Source organism: Streptomyces sp. NPDC003284 (assembly GCF_053589675.1).
Genome location: NZ_JBSFSI010000001.1, coordinates 257,917 through 278,620, shown reverse-complemented (window position 1 = coordinate 278,620; position 20,704 = coordinate 257,917). Strand labels below are relative to the sequence as shown.

The following is a 20,704-nucleotide window of genomic DNA, read 5'->3' as shown; positions in this document are numbered from 1 at the left end:
CAGGCGGGGACGCCCGGTCACACGGACGTACGGGAACGCGAACACGCGAAGGCGGCGGCAGTGCACAGCAGCGGAACGTCGGCGCGGCCCTCCTTCGCGTACCTGCCCGGCGCGCCCGGCTCCCCCGTCATCCTCCACGTCCCGCACTCCTCACGGGTCGTCCCGGCGGACGTACGGCGCGGCATCACGCTGGACGACGCCGCCCTCGCCCGCGAACTGGACCACATCACCGACGCCCACACCGAGGAGATCGCGGCGGCCGCGGCGGCGCGCTGCGCGGTGCGGCCCTGGCGGTTCGTGAACCGGCTCTCGCGCCTGGTGACCGACCCGGAGCGGTTCCCCGACGAACGCGAGGAGATGCTGTCGGTCGGCATGGGCGCGGTGTACACGCGGACCACGCACGGGGCGCCGCTGCGCCCGGCGGCGTACGACTCACGCCCGCTCGTCGAGCGGTACTTCCGTCCGTACGCCGCCGCCATGACGGACGCGGTCGCCGAACGGCTGGCGGCCGTGGGCCGGGCAGTGATCATCGACGTGCACTCGTACCCGACCGAACGGCTCCCCTACGAACTGCACGGCGACGGCCCGCGGCCCGCGATCTGCCTGGGCAGCGACGGTTTCCACACCTCCACGGAACTGCTGGGCCGGGCCGGGCGCGCCTTCGCGGAATGCGCGCGATCAGCGGAGTCCGCGGCATCCACGGCACCCACGGCATCGGCGGCATCCACGGAGCCGGGAGACGTCCCGGGGACGGCGGACGGGGGCGGCGGTCGCGGCGGCCACGGTGGTCGGGGCGGCGGGATCGGGATCGACAGTCCCTTCCGGGGCACGTACGTACCGCTGAAGTACTACGGGACCGATCGGCGGGTCGCCGCGCTGATGATCGAGATCCGGCGGGACGTGTACATGAGCGAACCGGGCGGCCCCGCCGACGCCTCCGGTGTGGAGGCGCTGGGCGAGGCCCTGGCCCGGCTCGTCGACGCGGCGGGCGCGCTCTGAGAGCGGCTCAGCGCTTGCTCAGCGCCAGGACGCTCAGCCCGAACATCGCGACGCCGAGGGGCAGATGGACCGACGGCACGTGCGCGATCCCGAGGACGACCTGGACGGAGGCGAGGACGAGGAAGCCGGTCGCCTGCCAGATGGGCCGGGTCGAGCCGCCGCCCGGCTTCCACGCCAGTATCGCCGCGAGGACGTACAGCATCGACGCCCCGTACATCACCCGGGCGCCGACGCTGTGCAGCGTCTCGCCGTAGGACGCGGTCAGCAGCAGTCCTGCGGAGACCGCTTGCAGAAAGATGGTCAGGGTCTGCACGGCGATCGCGAACCGCAAGAACGAGATGCCGTGTCGTGCCGTCGCCTGGGTGGCCATGTGACGGTCCCCCCTTTTCCGCCCCGGAGGGCAGTAGATCGATAAGGTCTCACCAACCCGACGACGCGGGCCCGCGAAAGGTAAGGCGAGGAGGCGGCGGGGCATGGGGACAGCCGGGACGGGCATCGGCCGGGCGGCCGGTGAGCGGCGCCAACTGATCAATGTGGCCTACCGGTTGCTCGGTTCGCTGACCGAGGCCGAGGACGCCGTGCAGGAGGCGTACACACGCTGGTACGCGCTGCCGCGGGGCAGGCAGGAGGAGATCGCCTCCCCCGGCGCCTGGCTGACGACGGTGACCGGCCGCGTCTGCCTGGACGTGCTCGGCTCGGCGCGGGTCCGGCGCGAACGCTATGTGGGCGCATGGCTGCCCGACCCCCTGCCCGACCGCACCGAGTGGGGCGGCCCCGGCAACGGCTCCGCCGACCCCGCCGACCAGTTGGTCCTGGACGAGTCGGTGAGCATGGCCTTCCTGGTCGTCCTGGAGTCGATGACGCCCGCCGAGCGGGTGGCGTTCGTCCTGCACGACGTCTTCCGCTACCCCTTCGCCGAGATCGCCCGCATCGTCGGCCGGACGCCCGCGGCGTGCAAGCAGCTGGCGGCCTCGGGGCGCCGCCGGGTGCGCGCCGCCCGCCCGTCGGCGACGGCCGCCGGCCGGGCCGAGGCGGTACGGCAGGTCAAGGAGGCGTGGCAGGCGAAGGACATCACCGCCCTCGTGGGCCTGCTCGACCCGGCCGCCGTGATGACCGCCGACGGCGGTGGCGTGGCCGGTGCCGCCCTGCACCCGGTCGAGGGCGGCGCCCGCATCGCCCAGTACATGATCGCCATCGCCGACCGGGCCCCGGGACTCGAACTCCTGGAACGCTCCGTCAACGGCACCCCCGGCCTGGTGGCCCGGCGCGCGGGCGTCGTCCTGACCGTCGCCGCGTTCGACGTCCACGACGGACACGTCACCCGGATCTGGGCCGTCCGCAACCCGGAGAAGCTGCGGCCGTGGGCCGAGGGCGGCTGAACGGCCCGCCCCCGGCCGGGAGCGGCCGCACCCCCGTCCCGCCCTCAGGCGGTCAGGCGGCCTCCCACGCGGCCTCGATCATCCGGAAGATCTCGTTCAGGGCGGTCTGCGGGTCGGCGGCCTCGCGGGCCAGCGCATAGGCGTCGATCACGAACCTCGCGATCGTCCGGCAGGCCATCGCGGACCGGTTCAGACCGGGATCGGCGACGATGGCCGCCGCCAGCGAGTCCGCGTGCCGCAGCCGCATCGACTCCTCGTACTCCCGCAGGGCACGCGACTCGTCGATCATGCGGTAGATCGGGGCGGAGCCCTCCGCCGTGCAGTGCCGGACCATGGCATGGACCTCGCGGCGCAGTGCGGGGATCAGCGGTGCGTCCGGCGCGCGGTCGGTGACGGCCCGCTTGAGGCGCTGCTCGAAGTCGGCGTCCTGCTCGAACACCAGGGCCTCTTTGGAGGCGAAGTGGGAGAAGAGCGTGGTGACGGCCACGTCGGCCTCGGCGGCGACGTCGCGGATGCCCACCGCGTCGTATCCGCGCTCCAGGAAGAGCCGCAGGGCGGTGTCGGCGATCTTCTGGCGGGTGGCCGCCTTCTTGCGTTCGCGGCGTCCGGTCGGCACGGTCATGGCGCTGACACTACCAAATCCGAAGGAGAAACAGTTCCGAAATACTAACGGCTAGTGTTACGGTCGCGGCACAGGGAGCGCGCGAGCTCCGCCCGCCCATCGGGCCGCGGGCCCATCGAGTCCATCGGGTCCATCAGGTCCATCAGGTCCATCGGGAGATCGCCATGTTTGCTGTGCGCTATCACCGCTACGGCGGCTCCGACGTCCTCCGCGTCGAGGACATCGCGGAGCCGCACGCCGGACCCGGTCAGGTCCGCATCGCCGTGCGGGCCACCGGAGTCACCCCCGCCGACTGGTACCTGCGTTCCGGGATGCTGCGGGACGTCGTCCCCCTGCCCCTCCCCCATGTCCCCGGCATGGACGCCGCCGGAACGGTCGACGAGGTGGGAGAGGGGGTCACCGGCACCGCCGTCGGGGACGAGGTCTTCGGCCTCGTGCCGTTCGCGGACCAGGGCGGCGGCGCGGCCCAGTACGCCGTCCTGGAGGCATGGGCGCCCACACCGCGCTCGTGGTCCTTCGAGGAGGCGGGCGGCGCCGCGGGCAACATCGACACGGCCACGCGCGTACTCGAAGCCCTGGGCGCCGCCGACGGCATGACGCTGCTGATCGAGGGCGCCGCCGGAGGCGTCGGCACCCTCACCGCCCAGCTCGCCCGAGCCCGCGGCCTCACCGTGATCGGCACCGCGAGCGAGGGCAACCACGGCTTCCTCAGGCAGTTCGGCGTCATCCCGGTCACCTACGGAGCGGGGCTGGCCGACCGCATCGCCCCTGTGGCCCCGCGCGGCGTCGACGTGGTGCTCGACGCGGCCGGCAAGGGCTCCCTCGCCCAACTGGTGGCCATCGCCGGTGACCCGCGGCGCGTGGTCACCATCGCCGACTTCGACGCCGAGCGGCACGGCGTGCGGTTCTCCCGCTCCCAGGCCGGCACATCACCGGGCTGGGCCGGCCTGCCCGTCGCCGCCGGCCTCGCCGACCAGGGCCACCTCACCGTCCCCCTCCACGCCGTCTTCCCCCTCACGGACACCGCCGCGGCCCACGACGCCAGCGCCACGGGCCACGCACGCGGCAAGATCGTCATCAGGGTGCGGTGACGGCCTGGGGCGGCCTGGGGCGGCTGCCCGTCGAGAAGCACGCCCACTCAGCCCAGGAATGCCGACGCACCGGCTACCAGGGAACACGCATCACTCGCCAGGCGGCTCTGGGATCCTCCCGGTCCGGCCTGGGATCTCTCTGCCTGTTCGCCACCCGGCCTGTCGCGCCGCAGTCCGGGAAACAGAAAATCCCCAGGTCAACTGGGGTTTCTGCTGGTGTCCGAGGGGGGACTTGAATTCTCCACTCGGGCACCAGCTCATTTAATTGGCTGACCTGCGAAAACATGCCCCTGAGTGCTGCTTCTTGACGGACTGGGTTGAAAATGCGTACCCCTGTTTCGGGCTGTTTCGGACCGCCGTTGGTCATGGGTTGGTCACGTGGCCAACCACTCGGCTCAAGTCAGAGACGCCACCGCCTCGGCAAGAAGGGAGCGGGCTGGTGCTCCCCGCGCGGCCCCCTGAGAGAGCCGCTCAAAAGCTCGGGTGTAGAGCTCGACTTGGCTGGGCTGCGTGAGGGTGGACGCAGCGTCCAACGTGTCTGCGTACACCCGGCTGTCATCGAAGATCGTGAAGGTGGGCATGGGCCACACGGATCGTTGCTTGGAGAACGGGACGATGCCCACGGCGACGTTCGGAAGGTCCATGACGCCGAGCAAGTGGCCGAGCTGCGCCGCCATGGTTTCGGCGCTGCACAGCCGGTATCGCAGTACGGACTCTTCCAGCACGAAGGAGAACCGGTGCCCACCCTTGTGCAGCACTTCGTTACGCCGCATGCGGGCCGCCACGGCTTCGCTCACGTCGTCCGGTGTTCCTCGGAAATCCGCGATGGAGGTCAGCAGGGCCGAGGCGTACCCCGCAGTCTGAAGGAATCCAGGGATCACGTCGGATACGTAGACGCGAAAGGTCTTGGTTTGTCCGTAGAGGTCGGCGGTGCTCTCCTGGAGCCGCCGGAGACCGGTCCGTTGGAGTCGCTTCCACTCCACATGCGCTTCCGCGGACCGCCGGTTGGTTGCCACCAGATCCGGGACCTGGTCCTCAGCATCACAGGCCCGGCACCACGCCCGGATGTCGGCATCGGACGGAGGCGTCTTGGCGTTCTCGATCCGGGACGACTTCGACTCGGACCAACCGCATCTGACGGCCAGCTCCCGTCCACTGATCCCGGCGTCCTTCCGGATCTCGCGCAGTCGGCCGGCCAAAGCTTCGCGGGCCTTCTGAACGCGTGACGAGCGGGGCGGGGGCATGGAGCCGGCTTTCTTCAGACCTTGTACTGGTGGTGCGGGATCGCTTGCTCCCAGACCGTCTCAAATGCAGCGGAGCACAGCTTCACCGCTTCCGGATCAGCCGTGATCTCGTCCTCCACCACCGCACCGTCGCCCGAGAAGTGGTGGACCCTGAGAAGAGTGTCATCGAACAGCCAGAAGTCGTTTCCGGGAAGGGGGATGGTTGTGGCTTGCGGCCGGGGAAGCCAGCGGACTTGCTCCCCTGCTGTGACGTTGGCATGGGTGACGTAGTGCTCCCAGCGGATGTACTCGGAGACCGGCTCGGAGACCACCCGCGCCCTTCGGATCACCACGCCCCTGGCGACGGTGTCAGCGACCAGCTGATCGTAGGGATGCCACCAGGACTCGCGGTCCTCCCAGTTGACCCGCTCCCCACGCTTCCACGCCTCGAACCGATCCGAGGCGGCGTAGGAGTCGCGCAACTCTAGGTGGACGGCGGACCGTTCGCACCGGCCGAGCAGCTCAGCGAAGCTGGGCACGCTCGACGGCATCACACGCCTCCCTGATCATCGAAATCATCCGGGCCGGGATCCTGACGATGGCCTCGCTGTCAGGCACCGGACCGTTCGCGGGGCTGCTCGCCTCGCAGTCCGCCTGAGTTTCGGGGGTAGGCTTCCAGCCTTGCAACAAGATCTCATGAGCTTCGGCGTCCGCCCACACAGTGGGGCAGTGGTCCCGGTCGGTGTCGGGGTCGATCCCAACGAACTCTACGGCCATGGCAGGCTCCCTGGTCCAGGTACTTGCTTGGGCTTGCACCAGCATCTTTGAACTGGGAAGAGAACGTCAATACCGTAACGAGCCAAGCGAATTGGCGTGCAAGCTCATGCAAGTTTGTGGAGCCTGAGCCTCTCCGCTTCCTACGGTCACCACATCGACGCGGAATCGATCGGGAGGCCAGCATGGCGAGCGGGATGAAAACGGCAGAAGGGGCTGGGGAGTTCACGGCGTGCGTGTCCGAAGGGGTGTCGGCATGAGTGAGCCGAGAACCTATCCGAGCAGGCCCCTGGAGCTTTCACTGACTGCGGACCTGGAGCCCACCCCCGTGCCGGGCTGCGCTGGATGTGCAGAACTGGCCAACGCGCGAGATCGTGCGCGGGTCGTTGGAGACGTGACCACAGTGTCGGACTGCAACGTCTTCTTGCGGCGGCATCCGGAGGGCCACTGATGGTCTCGGCCCGAGGCATCGGGGCTCTGGTCACGGATGCAGGGTGCAGGGTCGGCATTCTGTGTGGCGTGCTCCCGGACTTCGAGGACCCCGCCGACCGCCTCAGGACCGCCAGAAACGCCCGACAGCGATTCTGTGACCTGAGTCCGGAGGCACTGAGTGGCTGGTCTCGCCGGGTTCCGTGCAACGGAATGAGAAGGCTCCGATGCGTCCGTCGACCCCGTGAAGAGTACCGGGCCATCCCACCCCGGCAGCGAGAACTTTGGCGAGTTGAGCCACCCGGGTGGGCTGTGAAACCCCACAACAGGGAGGAACGCCCATGCACGATGTACGCGCATTACTCACCCCTGCCGCGTTCGGGGGTGTCGTCGCAACCGTCATCGACAACAACCCCGGCATGCAGGAGGCTACGGCCGAGCGGATCGTGGCGGAAGCGCTCAAGTTCATGGACGCCGCAGCGCAGTTCCCCTTCGTCAAGATCACACCCTCCAACGTGGTGGACGAGGGCTGGCATGCTCTGATCCTGCATACGAACCTGTACGAGAAGCTGTGCGAGCGTCTGGGGCGGTTCGTGCATCACTGGCCCGAGCGTCCCGACGTCGAACGGCACGACGAGCACGCGCTTACTCGTACGATGGCCACCATCGAGCAGGTCGGGCACACCGTGGACAGCGAACTGTGGACGGGCCCGACCAAGGCCCTGGTATCGGTGGCGGCGAACTGCTCCCACACACCCAAGCCCGGCGGCTGCGGCCCGATCAATCCGGGCAAGTGCGCTTCGCACTGCTCGGGCGGTGGCGGTAGCCAGGCCGGCCGCGAGCAGACGGAAGGCGGAAGCGTGAACGCTGAGCAGGCCCCCGGCAAGTTGACGCCGTGTTGAGGCAGTTGGGAATCCCCGGTGTGGTCGCACTCGAGAACCCGGAGAACACGGCAGGGCCTTGGCGCGTGTACGACACGGCCGACCCTGCTACGCGCCGGGATGTGACGGCTGATGCACTCGCATCCGTGGCCGCCGAATTCCCGGAAGAGAAAATGGAGTCAGGGCCGATGCGGGGATTCGTGATCCCGCCCAAGGACGAATGACTGCCTGCGACGCCGACCAACAAACCAACGCCCCTGCCGCGAACGGCAGGGGCGTTCATTTTGGGTTTCTTCGAGCGGTTCAGAGCAACGCGCGGAACGGGGTGGCGGGTGACTGGCTCGACAAGTGGCATGCCAGCCTAAGAAAGGAGGGAACGACCGTGGCCGGGTACGCGACGAAGATCCGTCTGCACATCAAGCCGCACATCGGTGCTGTAAGGCTGAAGTCACCGACGACGCCTTGGACGACCTGTACCGGATACTGGAGACCGCTCCGTGCGGCATGTCCCCAACATCCTCGCTGGCGCACTCGGTGCGGCGGCGCCCAAGGTGATACCCAGCAACCCGGCCGCCACCGCCAACCCGCCCACGGGCCGTGAGACCCGGGCGAGGGAATGAGACTTCCCCACCCTGGACGACGACGGAACTGCCCGCTTTCTGTCCTCGGTGTGGGAGCCCTGCGGCAACCGCGCCTGCGACAGCGGCCTGACCCACCACTGCCTTCGGGATGCTCCGCTGTGGACCGTCTACGCCGCCACCGGAGTGCGGCGCAGTGAAGCCCTGGGAAGGACGGCGACGCCAACGCCGTCAATCTACGTGGACCAGTCCGTGATGAACGTCCTCAAGTGGCAGAAGGAACGCCGGGACGCCGAACGCGAACGCCTCGGCTCCGGGTGGACGCATCACGGCCTGGTGTTCGCCCGCGACGGCTTCAAGCTCTACCGGGGCGAAGCCGGAGGGCCACAGGACCCCGAGAAGGTCTCGGCACGCTGGCGCACCCTCCGGAACCGGCTGCATCTGCCGGACGACTTCCGGATTCACGACTGGAGGCACAGCAAGGGAGCCCGCCGACTGGCAGCCTCCGGAGCGGGCCGACTCGGCCTGTCATCCCTGGTCTGACCTGGGGAATCTCTCGGCTGTTGGTCACGTGGTTGGTCACGCCACAGTCGGAGAAACAGAAAAACCCCAGATCAACTGGGGTTTCTGCTGGTGTCCGAGGGGGGACTTGAACCCCCACGCCCGATAAAGGGCACTAGCACCTCAAGCTAGCGCGTCTGCCATTCCGCCACCCGGACCAGGTGTCTGTCGCTCGGTGGGGTGTTCCCCGTGGCGACATGGACAACCATACCAAGGTTTCGGAGTGCGTTTCACCTGCGTATTCCGTGCCCGGGTCAGGGGCAGCGGACGACCTGGCCCGCGTAGGAGAGGTTGCCGCCGAAGCCGAAGAGGAGTACGGGGTCGCCCGTGCCCACCTCGCCCCGTTCGACCAGTTTGGACAGGGCCAGGGGGATGCTCGCGGCCGAGGTGTTCCCGGACTCGGCGACATCGCGGGCGATCACCGCGTTGACCGCGCCGAGCCTGGCGGCGAGGGGCTCGACGATGCGCAGGTTCGCCTGGTGCAGCACGACCGCCGCCAGCTCCTCGGGGGCGACGCCCGCACGCTCGCAGGTGCGCCGGGCCAGCGGCGGCAGCTGCGTGGTGGCCCACCGGTAGACGCTCTGCCCCTCCTGCGCGAACCGCGGGGGCGTGCCCTCGATCCGTACCGCGTGCCCCATCTCGGGCACCGAGCCCCACAGCACCGGTCCGATGCCCGCGCTCTCGCCCGGCGCGCACGCCTCGACCACGGCGGCGCCGGCCCCGTCGCCGACCAGGACGCAGGTCGTCCGGTCGGTCCAGTCGGTCACCTCGGACATCTTGTCGGCGCCGATGACCAGGGCGCGGCGCGCGGCCCCGGCGCGCACGGTGTGGTCCGCGGTGGCCAGGGCGTGGGTGAACCCGGCGCACACCACGTTGACGTCGATCACCGCCGGGCCCGGGATGCCGAGGCGGGCCGCGACGCGGGCGGCGGTGTTGGGCGAGCGGTCCACGGCCGTGGAGGTGGCGACCAGGACCAGATCGATGTCGTCGGGCGTGCGGCCCGCCGCCGCCAGCGCCTTGGCCGCCGCGTGCGCCGCCAGTTCGTCGACCGGTTCGCCGGGGCCCGCGATGTGCCGGGTGCGGATGCCGACACGGCTGGTGATCCACTCGTCACTGGTGTCCACCATGGCCGCCAGATCGTCGTTGGTGAGCACCTGGGCGGGCTGGCAGTGGCCTACGGCGGTGATGCGTGAGCCGTTCATGGGTGGGCGGTCCCCTCGTTGCCGTGCGTGGTGGTCCTGCCGTGGCCGCACCCCGGGACGCCCCCTGGATGCGCCCGGCGGTTCCCCACGGATCGCGGTCGAGGCACCAGTCTGTTCGGTGACTCGCGGGTACGGCGGAGGGCGAAGGCACAGGAATCCCGGGCCCCGCTTGTGGGCTTCCGTCAGAGGTCCCCGGGTTCCGCCGCCCGTCCCGAGGGGCCGGACCCGGGTGCCCGCCGTGCCGGACAAGCCGTGCAGGACGAAGAGGCAGGGCCGTGCTGGACAATGAGACGGTCGGGGTCGCCCGCGCCGTCCGTCGGCCCGGTGGTCGCGGCGAGCTGGGCAGCAAGGGCCGGCACGGCCACCCGCACGGACAGAACCGGGACTGATCAGGGCATGGGACGAGTCACGGAACGACGCAAGGTGATCCGCATCCGGGACGGCGCGGTCTCCTCCCGGCCGGACACGCTGGTGGCCGAGGAGCCCCTGGAGATCCGGCTCGACGGCCGGCCGCTCGCCATCACCATGCGCACCCCTGGCGACGACTTCGCGCTGGCCGCGGGCTTCCTGGTCAGCGAGGGCGTCCTGGCCGCCGCCGCGGACCTGCGGAACATCGTGTACTGCGCGGGGGCGACGTCGGACGGCGGCAACACGTACAACGTGGTGGACGTGCGCACCGCGCCCGGCGTGGTCCTGCCCGACATCACCCTCGAACGCAACGTCTACACCACCTCCTCCTGCGGGCTGTGCGGCAAGGCCAGCCTGGACGCGGTCCGCACGACGGCCCGCTGGCCGATCGCGGACGAGCCCGCGGTGCGCCTGACGCCCGGCCTCCTGGCGAGCCTGCCCGACCGGCTGCGCGCGGCCCAGCGGGTCTTCGACCGGACCGGCGGGCTGCACGCGGCGGCCCTGTTCACCGAGGACGGCGAGCTGCTGGACATACGGGAGGACGTGGGCCGGCACAACGCGGTCGACAAACTGGTCGGCCGGGCCCTCCAGAACGGCGCCCTGCCCCTGTCCCGGACGGTCCTGCTGGTGTCCGGCCGGGCCTCCTTCGAGCTGGCGCAGAAGGCCGTGATGGCGGGCATCCCGGTGCTCGCGGCGGTCTCGGCGCCGTCCTCGCTCGCCGTGGACCTGGCCGCGGAGACCGGGCTGACCCTGGTGGGCTTCCTGCGGGGCGGTTCCATGAACGTGTACGCGGGTGCGGACCGTATCGTCCTGGGCGCCGACTCGGCCCAGGACTGAACCCGGCCTGCGGCCTCCGGGTACGCCTGGACCCAACCGGTGTCCGACCGTCGCGGCCGCCCGGGTCCGGCCCCCGTCAGTCGCGCGTCCCCGACACCCGGACCAGCAGCTCCATGAACCGTTCGCGGTCGGCCGGGGACAGCGGCGCCAGCAGGGTGTCGTTGGCCGCGCGGGCCGCCCGCTCGCAGCGGGTCAGCAGGCGGTTGCCCTCGGCGGTGAGGGAGACCGCGTTCTTGCGCCGGTCGGCGGGGTCGGGTTCGCGCAGGACGAGTCCGGCGGCCTGGAGGTCGTTGAGGACGCCGACCAGGTCCTTGGGGTCCAGCCCCACACCGCGGCCGAGGTCGGCCTGGGCGACCGGGGCGAGGTCGCGGACGGCGGACAGCACCACGTGGTGCCACATCTTCAGCCCCTCGGCGGCGAGCGCCTCGGCGACCAGGGCCCGGCCCCGGGCGGCCGCCCGGCCGAGGAGCCAGCTGGGCAGGGAACGGATCTCGGCGAGGGGAGCTTCGGCTTCGGCCATGCCACGCAGCTTAGCGAAAAGTCGTTGGACTTCCCCATGAAACAGGGATACCGTTGGGATTTCCAATGACTTGGGCTCCCCCACGCTTTTCGAACAGCCTTTCGCCCTGGAGGTGCGATGCGACGCGTGCGCTACGAGTCGGCCGGTGGCCCCCTGTTCCTGGAGGAAACGCCCGTTCCCGAACCCGGCCCCGGTGAGGTCCTCGTACGCTGCGAAGCCGTCGGCGTCACCCTGCCCGTCGTCCGCAAGATCACCGAGGCCGCCGAGCCGGTCCCGCTGGGCGGGGAGATCGCCGGTGAGGTGGCGGCGGTCGGCGCGGACGTCACGCGCTTCCGCCCCGGCGACCGGGTGACCGGGCTCTGCTTCGGCCACGGGTACGCCGACTTCGCGGTGCTGCACGAGGCCATGGCCTCCCCCGTGCCCGAGGGCGCCGGGGCCGTCGACGCGGTCGCCCTGGTCCGCAGCGGCCTGGTCGCCCTCGGCGCCCTGACGGCGGCGCGCCCCGAGCCGGGCGAGTCGGTGCTCGTGACGGCGGCGGCCGGCGGCGTGGGGCACCTCGCGGTGCAGCTCGCCCGGGTGCGGGGCGCGGGCCGGGTCGTGGGCGCCGTCTCCGGCCCGGCCAAGGCGGACTTCGTGCGCTCCCTCGGCGCCGACGAGGTGGCCCTCTACACCGACGGAAGCTGGGGTGAGCCCGTCGACTGCGCCCTGGACGCGGTGGGCGGCGACCTGCTCACCCCGGCGCTCGCCGCGCTCTCCCCGGGCGGACGGCTGGTGGCCTACAGCTCGGGCGGCGGGACCGTCCAGGCGTACGACCTGCTCGTGGGCGCCAAGTCGGTGATCGGCTTCCAGATGGCCCGGATCGCCCGGGACCGGCCCGGACTGTACGAGCAGTGGCGGCAGGAGCTGTGGCGGCTGTTCGAGGAGGGGCGGATACGGCCGGTGGTGCACGCCGAGTTCGCGCTGCCCGACGCGGCGAAGGCCCATGAGGCGATCATGTCGCGCGGCAACCTCGGCAAGGTGGTGCTGCGCCCCTGACCGGGCGGACCTGAGGGCCGGAGGCCGCCCCGGTGGATCACCGGGGCCGGGGCGCCGTACCGACCCGGGCCGAGGGCGGTGCGGGCTCCTCCGCCGGGCCGCCGCTCCCCTCCCGCGCCTCCGGGCCGCCGTTCCCCTGCCGTGCCTCCGGATCGCGCGCCCTGCGCTTGGCGATCACCGCGCACACCATCAGCTGCATCTGGTGGAAGAGCATCAGCGGCAGCACGGCGAGCGAGGCGTGCGCGCCGAACAGGACGCTCGCCATGGGCAGCCCGGCGGCCAGGGACTTCTTCGAACCGGCGAACTGGATCGCGATGCGGTCCCCCCGGCCGAACCGCAGCGCCCTGGCCCCGTACCAGGTCAGGGCGAGCATCGCGGCGAGCAGCGCGGCCTCCACCACGAGCAGACCGCCCAGCCGCAGGGCGCTGACCTGGTGCCAGATGCCGCGCACCATGCCCTCGCTGAACGCGGTGTAGACGACGAGCAGGATCGAGCCGCGGTCGACGAGCCCGAGCACCTTCTTGTGCCGGGTCACGAAGCCCCCGATCCAGCGGCGCAGCAGTTGCCCCGCGACGAACGGCACGAGCAGTTGCAGCACGATCGTCACCAGCGAGTGCGCCGAGAAGCCGGCCCCGCTGTTGCCGAGCAGTACCGCCGCGAGCAGCGGGGTCAGCACGATCCCGATCAGCGAGGAGAAGGAACCGGCGCAGATCGCGGCGGGCACGTTGCCGCGGGCGATGGAGGTGAAGGCGATCGACGACTGGATGGTCGACGGGACGAGGGTGAGGAAGAGCAGGCCCTGGTAGAGCGGCTGGTCGAGCAGGACCGGGACCAGTCCGCGCGCGGCCAGGCCGAGCAGTGGGAAGGCGACGAAGGTGCAGGCCAGCACGGTGCCGTGCAGTCGCCAGTGCTTCACTCCTTCGAGTGCCTCGCGGGTGGAGAGCCGGGCGCCGTACAGGAAGAAGAGGAACGCGATGGCGGCGGTGGAGGCGCCGGAGGCCACGTGCGCGGCGGCCCCGCGGGCCGGCAGCAGCGCCGCCAGGCCCACCGTCGCCAGCAGCAGCACGATGTACGGGTCGATCGGCATCCGACTCGGCCGGCGCAGGCGTTTCACGGTGCTCCACTCGTCACTCGTCGGTTATCGGCGCCTGTCGGCGCCCGGCATCGCTCTCGTCGCTCCATGCTCCTCTCCCCCCGGCGATCGGGAAACCGCGATACCGCTCTGACTGTCATCATGTTCCGCGATGAGCGCGGGTAGCCTGGTGCCGTGTACGACCCCGCTCAGCTGCGTACGTTCCTCGCGGTCTCCCAGACGCTCAGTTTCACCCGGGCGGCCCGGCGGCTCGGGCTGCGCCAGTCGACCGTCAGCCAGCATGTGCGGCGGCTGGAGGACGCCACCGGACGGCCGCTGTTCAACCGTGACACCCACTCGGTCGAGCTGACCGAGGACGGCGAGGCCATGCTCGGGTTCGCCCGCCGGATCCTGGAGGTGCACGAGCAGGCCACGGCGTTCTTCACCGGCACCCGGGTGCGCGGCCGGCTCCGCTTCGGCGCCTCGGAGGACTTCGTGCTGACCCGGCTGCCGGAGATCCTGGAGGGCTTCCGCCATGCGCACCCCGAGGTCGACCTGGAGCTGACGGTGGAGCTGTCGGGCACCCTGCACGAGCAGCTCGCCGCCGGGAAACTGGACCTGGTGCTGGCCAAGCGGCGCCCGCAGGATCCCCGGGGGGAACCGGTCTGGCACGACCGGCTGGTGTGGATCGGCGCGCGGCGGCTGCGCCTGGATCCCGGGCGCCCGGTGCCGCTGATCGTCTATCCGCCGCCGGGGATCACCCGGGCGCTCGCCTTCCGGGCGCTGGAGCGACAGGGCCGCCCCTGGCACGTCGTGTGCACCAGCGGCAGCCTCAACGGGCTGATCGCCGCGGCCCGCGCGGGCCTGGGGGTGATGGCGCACGCGCGCGGGCTGGTCCCGCCGGGCCTGGTGCCGGTCCCGGAGCGGGCCGGGCTGCCGGAGCTGGGCGGCGTCGACTTCGTCCTGGTCCACGGCCGCCACCGCCCCTCGGCCCAGCACGCGGCCGACGCGCTGGCCGCGGCGGTCCTCGCCGGGGGCGAGGGCCTCCACCACCGCTGACCGGCCCTCCGCCTCCCCCGCCCGTTCTCCGCCCCCCGGCCCCGTCAGTGCGCCGGACGCGGATAGGTGAGCTGTTTGACGCGCCGCAGGTACGGCGTGGCCTCCACGTGCCGGACGCCCGGCAGGGCACCGAGGGGGCCGCTGAGGTAGGCGTACAGGCTCGCCGTGTCCCGGGCCACGAGGGTCGCCATGATGTTCGACTGCCCCGCGGTGGCCGTGACGTAGGCGATCTCCGTGTGGGCGGCGAGGGCCTGCCCGACGGAGTGCAGCGCGGCGGGCGCGGTGGTGATCCACAGGGCGGCGCCGATGTGCTGGCCGAGGGTCTCGGGGTGGTACTCGACGTCGATGTAGAGGGCGCCGGAGGCGACGAGCGCGGACAGGCGGCGCTTGACGGCGGACTCGGAGCGGCCGGTGGCGCGCTGGAGTTCGGGCAGCGCGGCCCGGCCGTCGCGCTCCAGGACGGCGACCAGCGGTTCGTCCTCGGGGTCGATCCGGGGCGGTCCGGCGGTGGGCACCGGGGCGGGCAGGAGGGCCGCGCGTTCGGCGTCGGTGAGCGCGCGGAACTTGCGCAGCCAGCCGTCCGGGCCGCCGAAGAAGCGGTGCAGCAGCTGGTGGGCACGGATCTCCACGACGCTCGGGGTGCGCGGCAGCTTGCCGAGGAGCAGGTCGTCGCGGTCACCGGCGCTGCGCGGCCGCATCCCGCAGACCACCTCGGTCCCGCCGGACGCGAGCCCGATCCAGCTGGTGTCGGGGCGTTTGGCGAGCGCGTCGGCGATCGTCTGGGCGGTGTCCGGCACGCAGCGCAGCCGCAGCATCCACTGGTCCTGCCCGAGCCGTTCGGGGTCGCGGACCGCCACCACCCGCAGCCCGCCCTCCGCGCACAGCCGGCGGTAGCGGCGGGCCACGGTCTGGTCGGAGACGCCGAGCACCGCCCCGATCCGGCTGAAGGAGGCCCGTCCGTTGACTTCCAGCGCGGACAGGATCCGCAGGTCGAGCCGGTCGAAGAGGTCCGAGTCCAGCACCGGTGGCGCGATGGCTCCGCCGGAGGATTCCACTGTGATCGCCCTCTCTGCTGTCGGGTTCCGGCGCCCACCGGCCGTACTCCGCCGGGATCCGCCGCGCGCCGCCCATCGTACGGGGAGGCGCGCGGGCCCCGGCCCGGCGCTGAGTACCGGGTGACGGAGTACCGGTGACGAGGAGCGAGGGAGAGACATGCGTACGTGGGGGCCGCTGACGGCGGTGTGCCTGGGCACGTTCATGTTGTTGCTGGACGTGACGATCGTGGTCGTCGCGCTGCCGGACATGGCGCGGGCGCTGCACGCGTCGCTGGGTGATCTGCAATGGGTGGTGGACGGCTACGCGCTGGCGTTGGCCGCGCTGCTGCTGGGGCTGGGGGCGGCGGCCGACGCGCTGGGGCGGCGGCGGGTGCATGTGGCCGGGGTGGTGCTGTTCGCGGTGGCGTCGCTGCTGTGCGGGCTCGCGTCCGGGCCGGGCACGCTGGTGGCGGCGCGGGCCGTGCAGGGGGTGGGCGCCGCGGCGATGTTCGCGACGACGCTGCCGCTGCTCGGCTCGGTCTACCAGGGGCGGCAGCGGTCGGCGGCGCTCGGGGTGTGGGGCGCGGTGAGCGGCGGTGCCGCGGCGGTCGGGCCGGTGCTGGGCGGGGTGCTCACGGAGGGGCCCGGCTGGCGGTGGATCTTCTTCGTGAACCTTCCGGTGAGCGTCGCGGCGATCTGGCTGACCCTGCGGCTGGTCCCGGAGTCGAAGGGGCGCGCGGGGGCGCGGATCGACTGGCTGGGCACGGTGGCCTTCGCCGCCTTCGCGGGCGGGGCGACGTACGCCGTGGTGCGGGCCGGGGAGGACGGCTGGGGTTCCGCGGCGACGCTGGGCACCTCGGCGCTGGCCGTGGCGGCGCTGGTGTGCTTCGTGCTGGTGGAGCGCCGGGCGGCGCATCCGCTGCTCGATCTGTCGCTGCTGCGGGTGCCCGCGTTCGTGGGGGTGATGGCGGGCGGGTTCGTCTTCAACGGGGTGGCGTTCGGGACGACGCCGTACCTGTCGCTGTGGATGCAGACGCTGCTGGGCATGAGCCCGGTGCGGGCGGGTCTGACGCTGCTGCCGATGACGGTGGCCGCGATGGCGGTCGCGATCGCGGCCGGGCGGCTGCTGCACGGGGCACCGGCACGCCGCACGATCGGCGGCGGGCTGCTGCTGATCGGCGCGGGCTGCCTGGCTCAGGCGGTGCTGGGCGCGGGCTCGACCTGGACGGCGCTGGTCCCGGGGTTCGTGCTGGTCGGTGCGGGCACCGGGCTCGTCTCGCCGACCGTCGCCGGTGCGGCGCTGGCCGCGGTGCCCCCGGAGCGGGCCGGTATGGCGGGCGGCGCGGTGAACACCGTGCGGCAGCTCGGGTACGCGCTCGGGGTGGCCGTGGCCGGAACCGTACTGTCCTCGCGGATGCGGGACACGCTGCCGCGCGAGGCGGCGCACACGCTGGCGGGCGGCGGCGCCGGGGCGCTGCGCGGCTCGTTCCCCGAGCACACGCTGCGGGCGGCCTTCGCCTCGGGTCTCGACGCGGCGCTGCTGGTGGCCGGATGCGCGGGGCTGGCGGCGGCGGTGCTGGTGGCGGTGCTGGTCCGGCCGCCGCGCGGCCCGCGGGGCACGGCGCCCCGGTCCGGGGCGCGCCCGCTGCCGGGGAAGGAGACGGTGTCCCGGGGGTGACCGGGCGCCCGTCCGCGGCTCCGTCCGTGCACCCGTCCGCCCGCCGGTCGACCTGCACCCGTACACCCGTCCGCCCGTGCGCCGGAGGTGCCGATCCGGCCAGGGGAGGGTCAGGGGGTCGTACAGATTCGGTGGAGATACCGGCACCGAAACTCACTGAACCGTGGGATCTTCTGTCCGACCCTGCCCCATGTGAGCGCTTTTTCCGTCGCTGACCTGGGCGGACGCGACCGCTGTCCGCTTCCGGCCCGCCCCGGGGCCCCGGTTTCCGTGGGGTAGCTTTCACGGCGCTGTGCGGAGCGTCACAGGCGTCCGGGAGTCGAACCGGAGCGGGAACGGAAGCGGGAGCGGGGTTTGCGCGAGTTCACCAGCCCTCCGTCGGCATCGGCACCGCCGGTGGGCGGCCTGGCCGACGTCGTGTTCCAGCACGCCGAGGCCGACCCGTCGTACGTCGCGCTCGGCCGCAAGGACGCCTCGGGCGGATGGCGCGAGGTGACCTCCGCCGGCTTCCGTGACGAGGTGCTGGCCCTCGCCAAGGGGCTGCTCGCCCAGGGTGTGCGCTTCGGCGACCGGGTCGCGATCATGTCGCGCACCCGCTACGAGTGGACGCTGTTCGACTTCGCGCTGTGGACCATCGGCGCCCAGGTGGTGCCGGTGTACCCCACCTCCTCGGCCGAGCAGTGCTTCTGGATGCTGTACGACGCGGAGGTGTCGGCGGCGGTCGTGGAGCACGAGGACCACGCCATGACGATCGCCACCGTCATCGACCGGCTGCCCCGCCTCGGCCGGCTGTGGCAGCTCGACGCGGGCGCGGTGCAGGAGCTGAACGAGGCGGGCGCGCACCTGGACGACGAGGTGGTGCACCGGCACCGCGAGGCGGTGACACCGGAGTCGGTCGCCACGGTCATCTACACCTCCGGCACCACCGGCCGCCCCAAGGGCTGCGTCCTCACCCACGGCAACTTCATGACCGAGGCGGACACGGTCCTCGACCGGTGGGAGCCGGTGTTCCACTCCCGCCGGGGCGACGAGGCGTCGACGCTGCTGTTCCTGCCGCTCGCGCACGTCTTCGGCCGGATGGTGGAGGTGGCGGCGGTCCGCGGCCGGGTCCGTTTCGGCCATCAGCCGCACCTGCACGCGGCCGCGCTGCTGCCGGACCTCCAGGCGTTCCGGCCGACGTTCGTCCTGGCGGTGCCGTACATCTTCGAGAAGGTGTTCAACGCGGCCCGGCGCAAGGCGGAGAAGGAGGGCCGGGAGGGGGCCTTCGAGAAGGCGGTGGACGTGGCGGTGAAGTACGCGGACGCGGTGGAGGCGAAGGCGTGGGGCTTCGGGCCGGGCCCGTCGGCCGCGCTGCGCGTGCAGCACCAGCTCTTCGACAAGCTCGTGTACGCCAAGGTGCGGGCCGCGATGGGCGGCCGGATCCGCAACGCGATGTCCGGCGGCTCGGGCATGGACCGGCGGCTCGGCCTGTTCTTCGCGGGCGCCGGGGTGCAGATCTACGAGGGCTACGGGCTGACCGAGTCGACGGCGGCGGCCACCGCCAACCCGCCGGACCGCACCCGCTACGGCACGGTCGGCCGGCCCATCCCGGGGGTCACCGTGCACCTCGCCGACGACGGCGAGGTCTGGCTGCGCGGCGGCAATGTCTTCCAGGGCTATCTGAACGACCCCAAGGCCACCGACGAGGCGCTGCACGACGGCTGGCTGGCCACCGGTGACCTCGGCGTCCTCGACGACGACGGCTATCTCACCATCACCGGCCGCAAGAAGGAGATCCTGGTGACCTCCGGCGGCAAGAGCGTGGCGCCGGGCGTGCTGGAGGAGCGGGTGCGCGACCATCCGCTGGTCGCGCAGTGCATCGTCGTCGGCAACGACCGCCCGTACGTCGCCGCCCTGGTCACCCTGGACCACGAGGCCGTCGAGCACTGGCTCCAGATGCGTGACAAGCCGCGGCGCGGCCCGGCCGAGCTGGTGCACGACGCGGATTTGGAGACCGAGGTGCGGCGCGCGGTGGTGGCCGCGAACACCCTGGTGTCCCAGACCGAGTCCATCCGCACCTTCCGCATCCTCGCCCAGCCCTTCACCGAGGAGCACGGGCTGCTGACCCCGTCCCTGAAGCTGAAGCGCCGGGCGATCGAGGACGCGTACGCGGCCGAGGTGGAGGCGCTGTACCGGGGGTGAGGCCCGGGTGCGGACCGGCTCGCGCGGTGGTGATTCCGGCCGGATCCCACGGTCAGGAATGCGGCACGGCTCGTGATCGTTGACGATAGGAGTACCACTTCACGTCGACCGAAGGATCCACACCTCGTGAGCAGCCAGGTCCCCCCGATCATCCTCAACAACGGCGTCGAGATGCCCCAGCTGGGCTTCGGCGTCTGGCAGGTGCCGGACGACGAGGCAGAGCGGGCGGTCACCTCCGCTCTGGAGGCCGGGTACCGCAGCATCGACACCGCGGCGATCTACGGCAACGAAGAGGGCACCGGCCGGGCCGTCGCGGCCTCCGGCCTGCCCCGCGAGGACCTCTTCGTCACCACCAAACTCTGGAACGGCGACCAGGGGTACGACAGCACCCTGCGCGCCTTCGACACGTCCCTGGCCAAGCTCGGCCTGGAGTACGTGGACCTCTACCTGATCCACTGGCCGATGCCGTCCAAGGGCACCTATGTGGACACGTACAAGGCGTTCGAGAAGCTGCTCGCCGACGGCCGGGTCCGGGCGATCGGCACCTCCAACTTCCTGCCGGAGCACCTGCGGGAGCTGATCGCCGAGACCTCGGTGATCCCGGCGGTCAACCAGATCGAGCTGCACCCGCACCTCCAGCAGCGCGCCGCCCGCGAGTACCACGCGGAGCAGGGCATCGCGACCGAGGCGTGGTCGCCGCTGGGCTCGGGCAAGGGCCTGCTGGAGGTCCCGGCGGTCGTGGCGATCGCGCGCAAGCACGGCCGCACCCCGGCCCAGGTGGTGCTGCGCTGGCACCTCCAGCTCGGCAACATCGTGATCCCGAAGTCGGTGACGCCGTCCCGGATCAAGGAGAACATCGAGGTGTTCGACTTCAGTCTGGACGACGAGGACCTCGCGGCGATCAGCGCCCTGAACGAGGACCGGCGCCTCGGCCCGCATCCGGCGGAGTTCGAGGTCGTCTGACCCGGCGGGCCGGACCGGCCCCCTGTGTGTGAGTGCCCCGGCACCACCGCCGCACGGCGGTGGCGGCGGGGCACTTCCCGTCCCCGCGGTCCGGACATCCCCGTACGCCACCCTTGACGCGCACATGGCCAAGGGGCCACCTTGTAACGCACCCGGTCAGGAAAGTTTCCTAACAGAA

At 71.8% G+C, this 20,704-nt stretch carries 21 protein-coding genes and 1 tRNA gene; 12 read left to right on the top strand and 10 right to left on the bottom strand.

Going from position 1 to position 20,704, the window contains the following annotated elements; translation table 11 throughout:
• Positions 1-60 precede the first annotated feature (60 nt).
• A complete protein-coding gene (locus ACWDYF_RS01235) occupies positions 61-999 on the top strand; it encodes an N-formylglutamate amidohydrolase (RefSeq protein WP_389464409.1) in 939 nt (312 codons plus the stop codon).
• 7 nt (positions 1,000-1,006) lie between these two features.
• On the opposite strand, the gene ACWDYF_RS01230 is transcribed toward ACWDYF_RS01235, so the two are convergent.
• Complete coding sequence (locus ACWDYF_RS01230; protein ID WP_018571800.1) at positions 1,007-1,369, bottom strand: hypothetical protein; 363 nt, start codon at positions 1,367-1,369, stop codon at positions 1,007-1,009.
• Between the two features lie 103 nt (positions 1,370-1,472).
• Between ACWDYF_RS01230 and sigJ the strand changes: the two genes are divergently transcribed.
• Entirely contained in the window at positions 1,473-2,378 is a 906-nt protein-coding gene (gene sigJ / locus ACWDYF_RS01225) for an RNA polymerase sigma factor SigJ (protein WP_389464411.1), read from the top strand.
• A gap of 52 nt (positions 2,379-2,430) precedes the next feature.
• Here sigJ and ACWDYF_RS01220 read toward each other — a convergent pair whose 3' ends face one another.
• The gene (locus ACWDYF_RS01220) at positions 2,431-3,000 is read right to left on the bottom strand and encodes a TetR/AcrR family transcriptional regulator (protein ID WP_389464413.1); all 570 of its coding nucleotides are present in this window, start codon (positions 2,998-3,000) and stop codon (positions 2,431-2,433) included.
• A 164-nt stretch (positions 3,001-3,164) separates the two neighbouring features.
• Between ACWDYF_RS01220 and ACWDYF_RS01215 the strand changes: the two genes are divergently transcribed.
• Positions 3,165-4,091 (top strand): NADP-dependent oxidoreductase, encoded by a 927-nt coding sequence (locus tag ACWDYF_RS01215; protein ID WP_389464415.1) that lies wholly within the window; start codon positions 3,165-3,167, stop codon positions 4,089-4,091.
• Positions 4,092-4,486: 395 nt separating this feature from the next.
• On the opposite strand, the gene ACWDYF_RS01210 is transcribed toward ACWDYF_RS01215, so the two are convergent.
• From ACWDYF_RS01210 to ACWDYF_RS01200, 3 genes are read right to left on the bottom strand one after another with little or no spacing between them, the layout of a single operon-like run.
• Positions 4,487-5,335, bottom strand: a complete 849-nt coding sequence (locus ACWDYF_RS01210; RefSeq protein WP_389464416.1) for a helix-turn-helix domain-containing protein — start codon at positions 5,333-5,335, stop codon at positions 4,487-4,489.
• A gap of 14 nt (positions 5,336-5,349) precedes the next feature.
• Complete coding sequence (locus tag ACWDYF_RS01205; RefSeq protein ID WP_389464418.1) at positions 5,350-5,865, bottom strand: DUF6879 family protein; 516 nt, start codon at positions 5,863-5,865, stop codon at positions 5,350-5,352.
• Positions 5,837-6,091 carry a hypothetical protein gene (locus ACWDYF_RS01200; RefSeq protein ID WP_389464420.1) on the bottom strand — a complete coding sequence of 85 codons (255 nt, stop codon included), beginning with the start codon at positions 6,089-6,091 and terminating at the stop codon, positions 5,837-5,839. Before ACWDYF_RS01200 ends, ACWDYF_RS01205 begins: the two co-directional genes overlap by 29 nt.
• Positions 6,092-6,344: 253 nt before the next feature.
• Here ACWDYF_RS01200 and ACWDYF_RS01195 point away from each other — a divergent pair, with 253 nt between their 5' ends.
• The 3 genes from ACWDYF_RS01195 (at position 6,345) to ACWDYF_RS01185 (ending at position 8,519) form a co-directional block, all read left to right on the top strand.
• On the top strand, positions 6,345-6,539 hold the full coding sequence (locus ACWDYF_RS01195) for a hypothetical protein (protein WP_389464422.1): 195 nt from the start codon (positions 6,345-6,347) through the stop codon (positions 6,537-6,539).
• Between the two features lie 319 nt (positions 6,540-6,858).
• On the top strand, positions 6,859-7,419 hold the full coding sequence (locus tag ACWDYF_RS01190) for a glycine-rich domain-containing protein (protein WP_389464424.1): 561 nt from the start codon (positions 6,859-6,861) through the stop codon (positions 7,417-7,419).
• A gap of 812 nt (positions 7,420-8,231) precedes the next feature.
• Complete coding sequence (locus tag ACWDYF_RS01185; protein ID WP_451584254.1) at positions 8,232-8,519, top strand: hypothetical protein; 288 nt, start codon at positions 8,232-8,234, stop codon at positions 8,517-8,519.
• A gap of 88 nt (positions 8,520-8,607) precedes the next feature.
• Here the strand turns inward: ACWDYF_RS01185 and ACWDYF_RS01180 are convergent.
• Both ACWDYF_RS01180 and ACWDYF_RS01175 read right to left on the bottom strand, forming a co-directional pair.
• Positions 8,608-8,695: transfer RNA gene (locus ACWDYF_RS01180), tRNA-Leu, on the bottom strand.
• A gap of 96 nt (positions 8,696-8,791) precedes the next feature.
• Positions 8,792-9,739: a beta-ketoacyl-ACP synthase III gene (locus tag ACWDYF_RS01175; RefSeq protein ID WP_381740173.1), complete on the bottom strand. Its 948-nt coding sequence runs from the start codon at positions 9,737-9,739 to the stop codon at positions 8,792-8,794.
• Positions 9,740-10,135: 396 nt separating this feature from the next.
• Between ACWDYF_RS01175 and fdhD the strand changes: the two genes are divergently transcribed.
• Positions 10,136-10,984, top strand: a complete 849-nt coding sequence (gene fdhD / locus ACWDYF_RS01170) for a formate dehydrogenase accessory sulfurtransferase FdhD (protein WP_037889648.1) — start codon at positions 10,136-10,138, stop codon at positions 10,982-10,984.
• Positions 10,985-11,060: 76 nt separating this feature from the next.
• Here fdhD and ACWDYF_RS01165 read toward each other — a convergent pair whose 3' ends face one another.
• Positions 11,061-11,504 carry a MarR family winged helix-turn-helix transcriptional regulator gene (locus ACWDYF_RS01165; RefSeq protein WP_389464429.1) on the bottom strand — a complete coding sequence of 148 codons (444 nt, stop codon included), beginning with the start codon at positions 11,502-11,504 and terminating at the stop codon, positions 11,061-11,063.
• Positions 11,505-11,621: 117 nt separating this feature from the next.
• Between ACWDYF_RS01165 and ACWDYF_RS01160 the strand changes: the two genes are divergently transcribed.
• Positions 11,622-12,539 carry a quinone oxidoreductase family protein gene (locus ACWDYF_RS01160; protein ID WP_389464431.1) on the top strand — a complete coding sequence of 306 codons (918 nt, stop codon included), beginning with the start codon at positions 11,622-11,624 and terminating at the stop codon, positions 12,537-12,539.
• A gap of 37 nt (positions 12,540-12,576) precedes the next feature.
• Here ACWDYF_RS01160 and ACWDYF_RS01155 read toward each other — a convergent pair whose 3' ends face one another.
• Positions 12,577-13,653, bottom strand: a complete 1,077-nt coding sequence (locus tag ACWDYF_RS01155) for a bile acid:sodium symporter family protein (RefSeq protein WP_389464433.1) — start codon at positions 13,651-13,653, stop codon at positions 12,577-12,579.
• A 153-nt stretch (positions 13,654-13,806) separates the two neighbouring features.
• Here ACWDYF_RS01155 and ACWDYF_RS01150 point away from each other — a divergent pair, with 153 nt between their 5' ends.
• On the top strand, positions 13,807-14,670 hold the full coding sequence (locus ACWDYF_RS01150) for a LysR substrate-binding domain-containing protein (protein ID WP_037889644.1): 864 nt from the start codon (positions 13,807-13,809) through the stop codon (positions 14,668-14,670).
• Positions 14,671-14,714: 44 nt separating this feature from the next.
• On the opposite strand, the gene ACWDYF_RS01145 is transcribed toward ACWDYF_RS01150, so the two are convergent.
• Positions 14,715-15,692, bottom strand: coding sequence for an Lrp/AsnC family transcriptional regulator (locus tag ACWDYF_RS01145; protein ID WP_451584253.1), 978 nt, complete (start codon positions 15,690-15,692; stop codon positions 14,715-14,717).
• Between the two features lie 190 nt (positions 15,693-15,882).
• Between ACWDYF_RS01145 and ACWDYF_RS01140 the strand changes: the two genes are divergently transcribed.
• The 3 genes from ACWDYF_RS01140 (at position 15,883) to ACWDYF_RS01130 (ending at position 20,526) form a co-directional block, all read left to right on the top strand.
• Complete coding sequence (locus ACWDYF_RS01140) at positions 15,883-17,382, top strand: MFS transporter (protein ID WP_389464436.1); 1,500 nt, start codon at positions 15,883-15,885, stop codon at positions 17,380-17,382.
• A 354-nt stretch (positions 17,383-17,736) separates the two neighbouring features.
• The gene (locus tag ACWDYF_RS01135) at positions 17,737-19,563 is read left to right on the top strand and encodes an AMP-dependent synthetase/ligase (RefSeq protein ID WP_381740163.1); all 1,827 of its coding nucleotides are present in this window, start codon (positions 17,737-17,739) and stop codon (positions 19,561-19,563) included.
• A gap of 126 nt (positions 19,564-19,689) precedes the next feature.
• Positions 19,690-20,526 carry an aldo/keto reductase gene (locus ACWDYF_RS01130; protein ID WP_389464438.1) on the top strand — a complete coding sequence of 279 codons (837 nt, stop codon included), beginning with the start codon at positions 19,690-19,692 and terminating at the stop codon, positions 20,524-20,526.
• Positions 20,527-20,704 lie beyond the last annotated feature (178 nt).

Bases quoted from the DNA above. Each gene is read 5' to 3' on its own strand.
- ACWDYF_RS01230 (WP_018571800.1), bottom strand. From the start codon at position 1,369: ATGGCCACCCAGGCGACGGCACGACACGGCATCTCGTTCTTGCGGTTC.
- sigJ (WP_389464411.1), top strand. From the start codon at position 1,473: ATGGGGACAGCCGGGACGGGCATCGGCCGGGCGGCCGGTGAGCGGCGC.
- ACWDYF_RS01220 (WP_389464413.1), bottom strand. From the start codon at position 3,000: ATGACCGTGCCGACCGGACGCCGCGAACGCAAGAAGGCGGCCACCCGC.
- ACWDYF_RS01215 (WP_389464415.1), top strand. From the start codon at position 3,165: ATGTTTGCTGTGCGCTATCACCGCTACGGCGGCTCCGACGTCCTCCGC.
- ACWDYF_RS01210 (WP_389464416.1), bottom strand. From the start codon at position 5,335: ATGCCCCCGCCCCGCTCGTCACGCGTTCAGAAGGCCCGCGAAGCTTTG.
- ACWDYF_RS01205 (WP_389464418.1), bottom strand. From the start codon at position 5,865: ATGCCGTCGAGCGTGCCCAGCTTCGCTGAGCTGCTCGGCCGGTGCGAA.
- ACWDYF_RS01200 (WP_389464420.1), bottom strand. From the start codon at position 6,091: ATGGCCGTAGAGTTCGTTGGGATCGACCCCGACACCGACCGGGACCAC.
- ACWDYF_RS01195 (WP_389464422.1), top strand. From the start codon at position 6,345: ATGAGTGAGCCGAGAACCTATCCGAGCAGGCCCCTGGAGCTTTCACTG.
- ACWDYF_RS01190 (WP_389464424.1), top strand. From the start codon at position 6,859: ATGCACGATGTACGCGCATTACTCACCCCTGCCGCGTTCGGGGGTGTC.
- ACWDYF_RS01185 (WP_451584254.1), top strand. From the start codon at position 8,232: ATGAACGTCCTCAAGTGGCAGAAGGAACGCCGGGACGCCGAACGCGAA.
- ACWDYF_RS01175 (WP_381740173.1), bottom strand. From the start codon at position 9,739: ATGAACGGCTCACGCATCACCGCCGTAGGCCACTGCCAGCCCGCCCAG.
- fdhD (WP_037889648.1), top strand. From the start codon at position 10,136: ATGGGACGAGTCACGGAACGACGCAAGGTGATCCGCATCCGGGACGGC.
- ACWDYF_RS01165 (WP_389464429.1), bottom strand. From the start codon at position 11,504: ATGGCCGAAGCCGAAGCTCCCCTCGCCGAGATCCGTTCCCTGCCCAGC.
- ACWDYF_RS01160 (WP_389464431.1), top strand. From the start codon at position 11,622: ATGCGACGCGTGCGCTACGAGTCGGCCGGTGGCCCCCTGTTCCTGGAG.
- ACWDYF_RS01140 (WP_389464436.1), top strand. From the start codon at position 15,883: ATGCGTACGTGGGGGCCGCTGACGGCGGTGTGCCTGGGCACGTTCATG.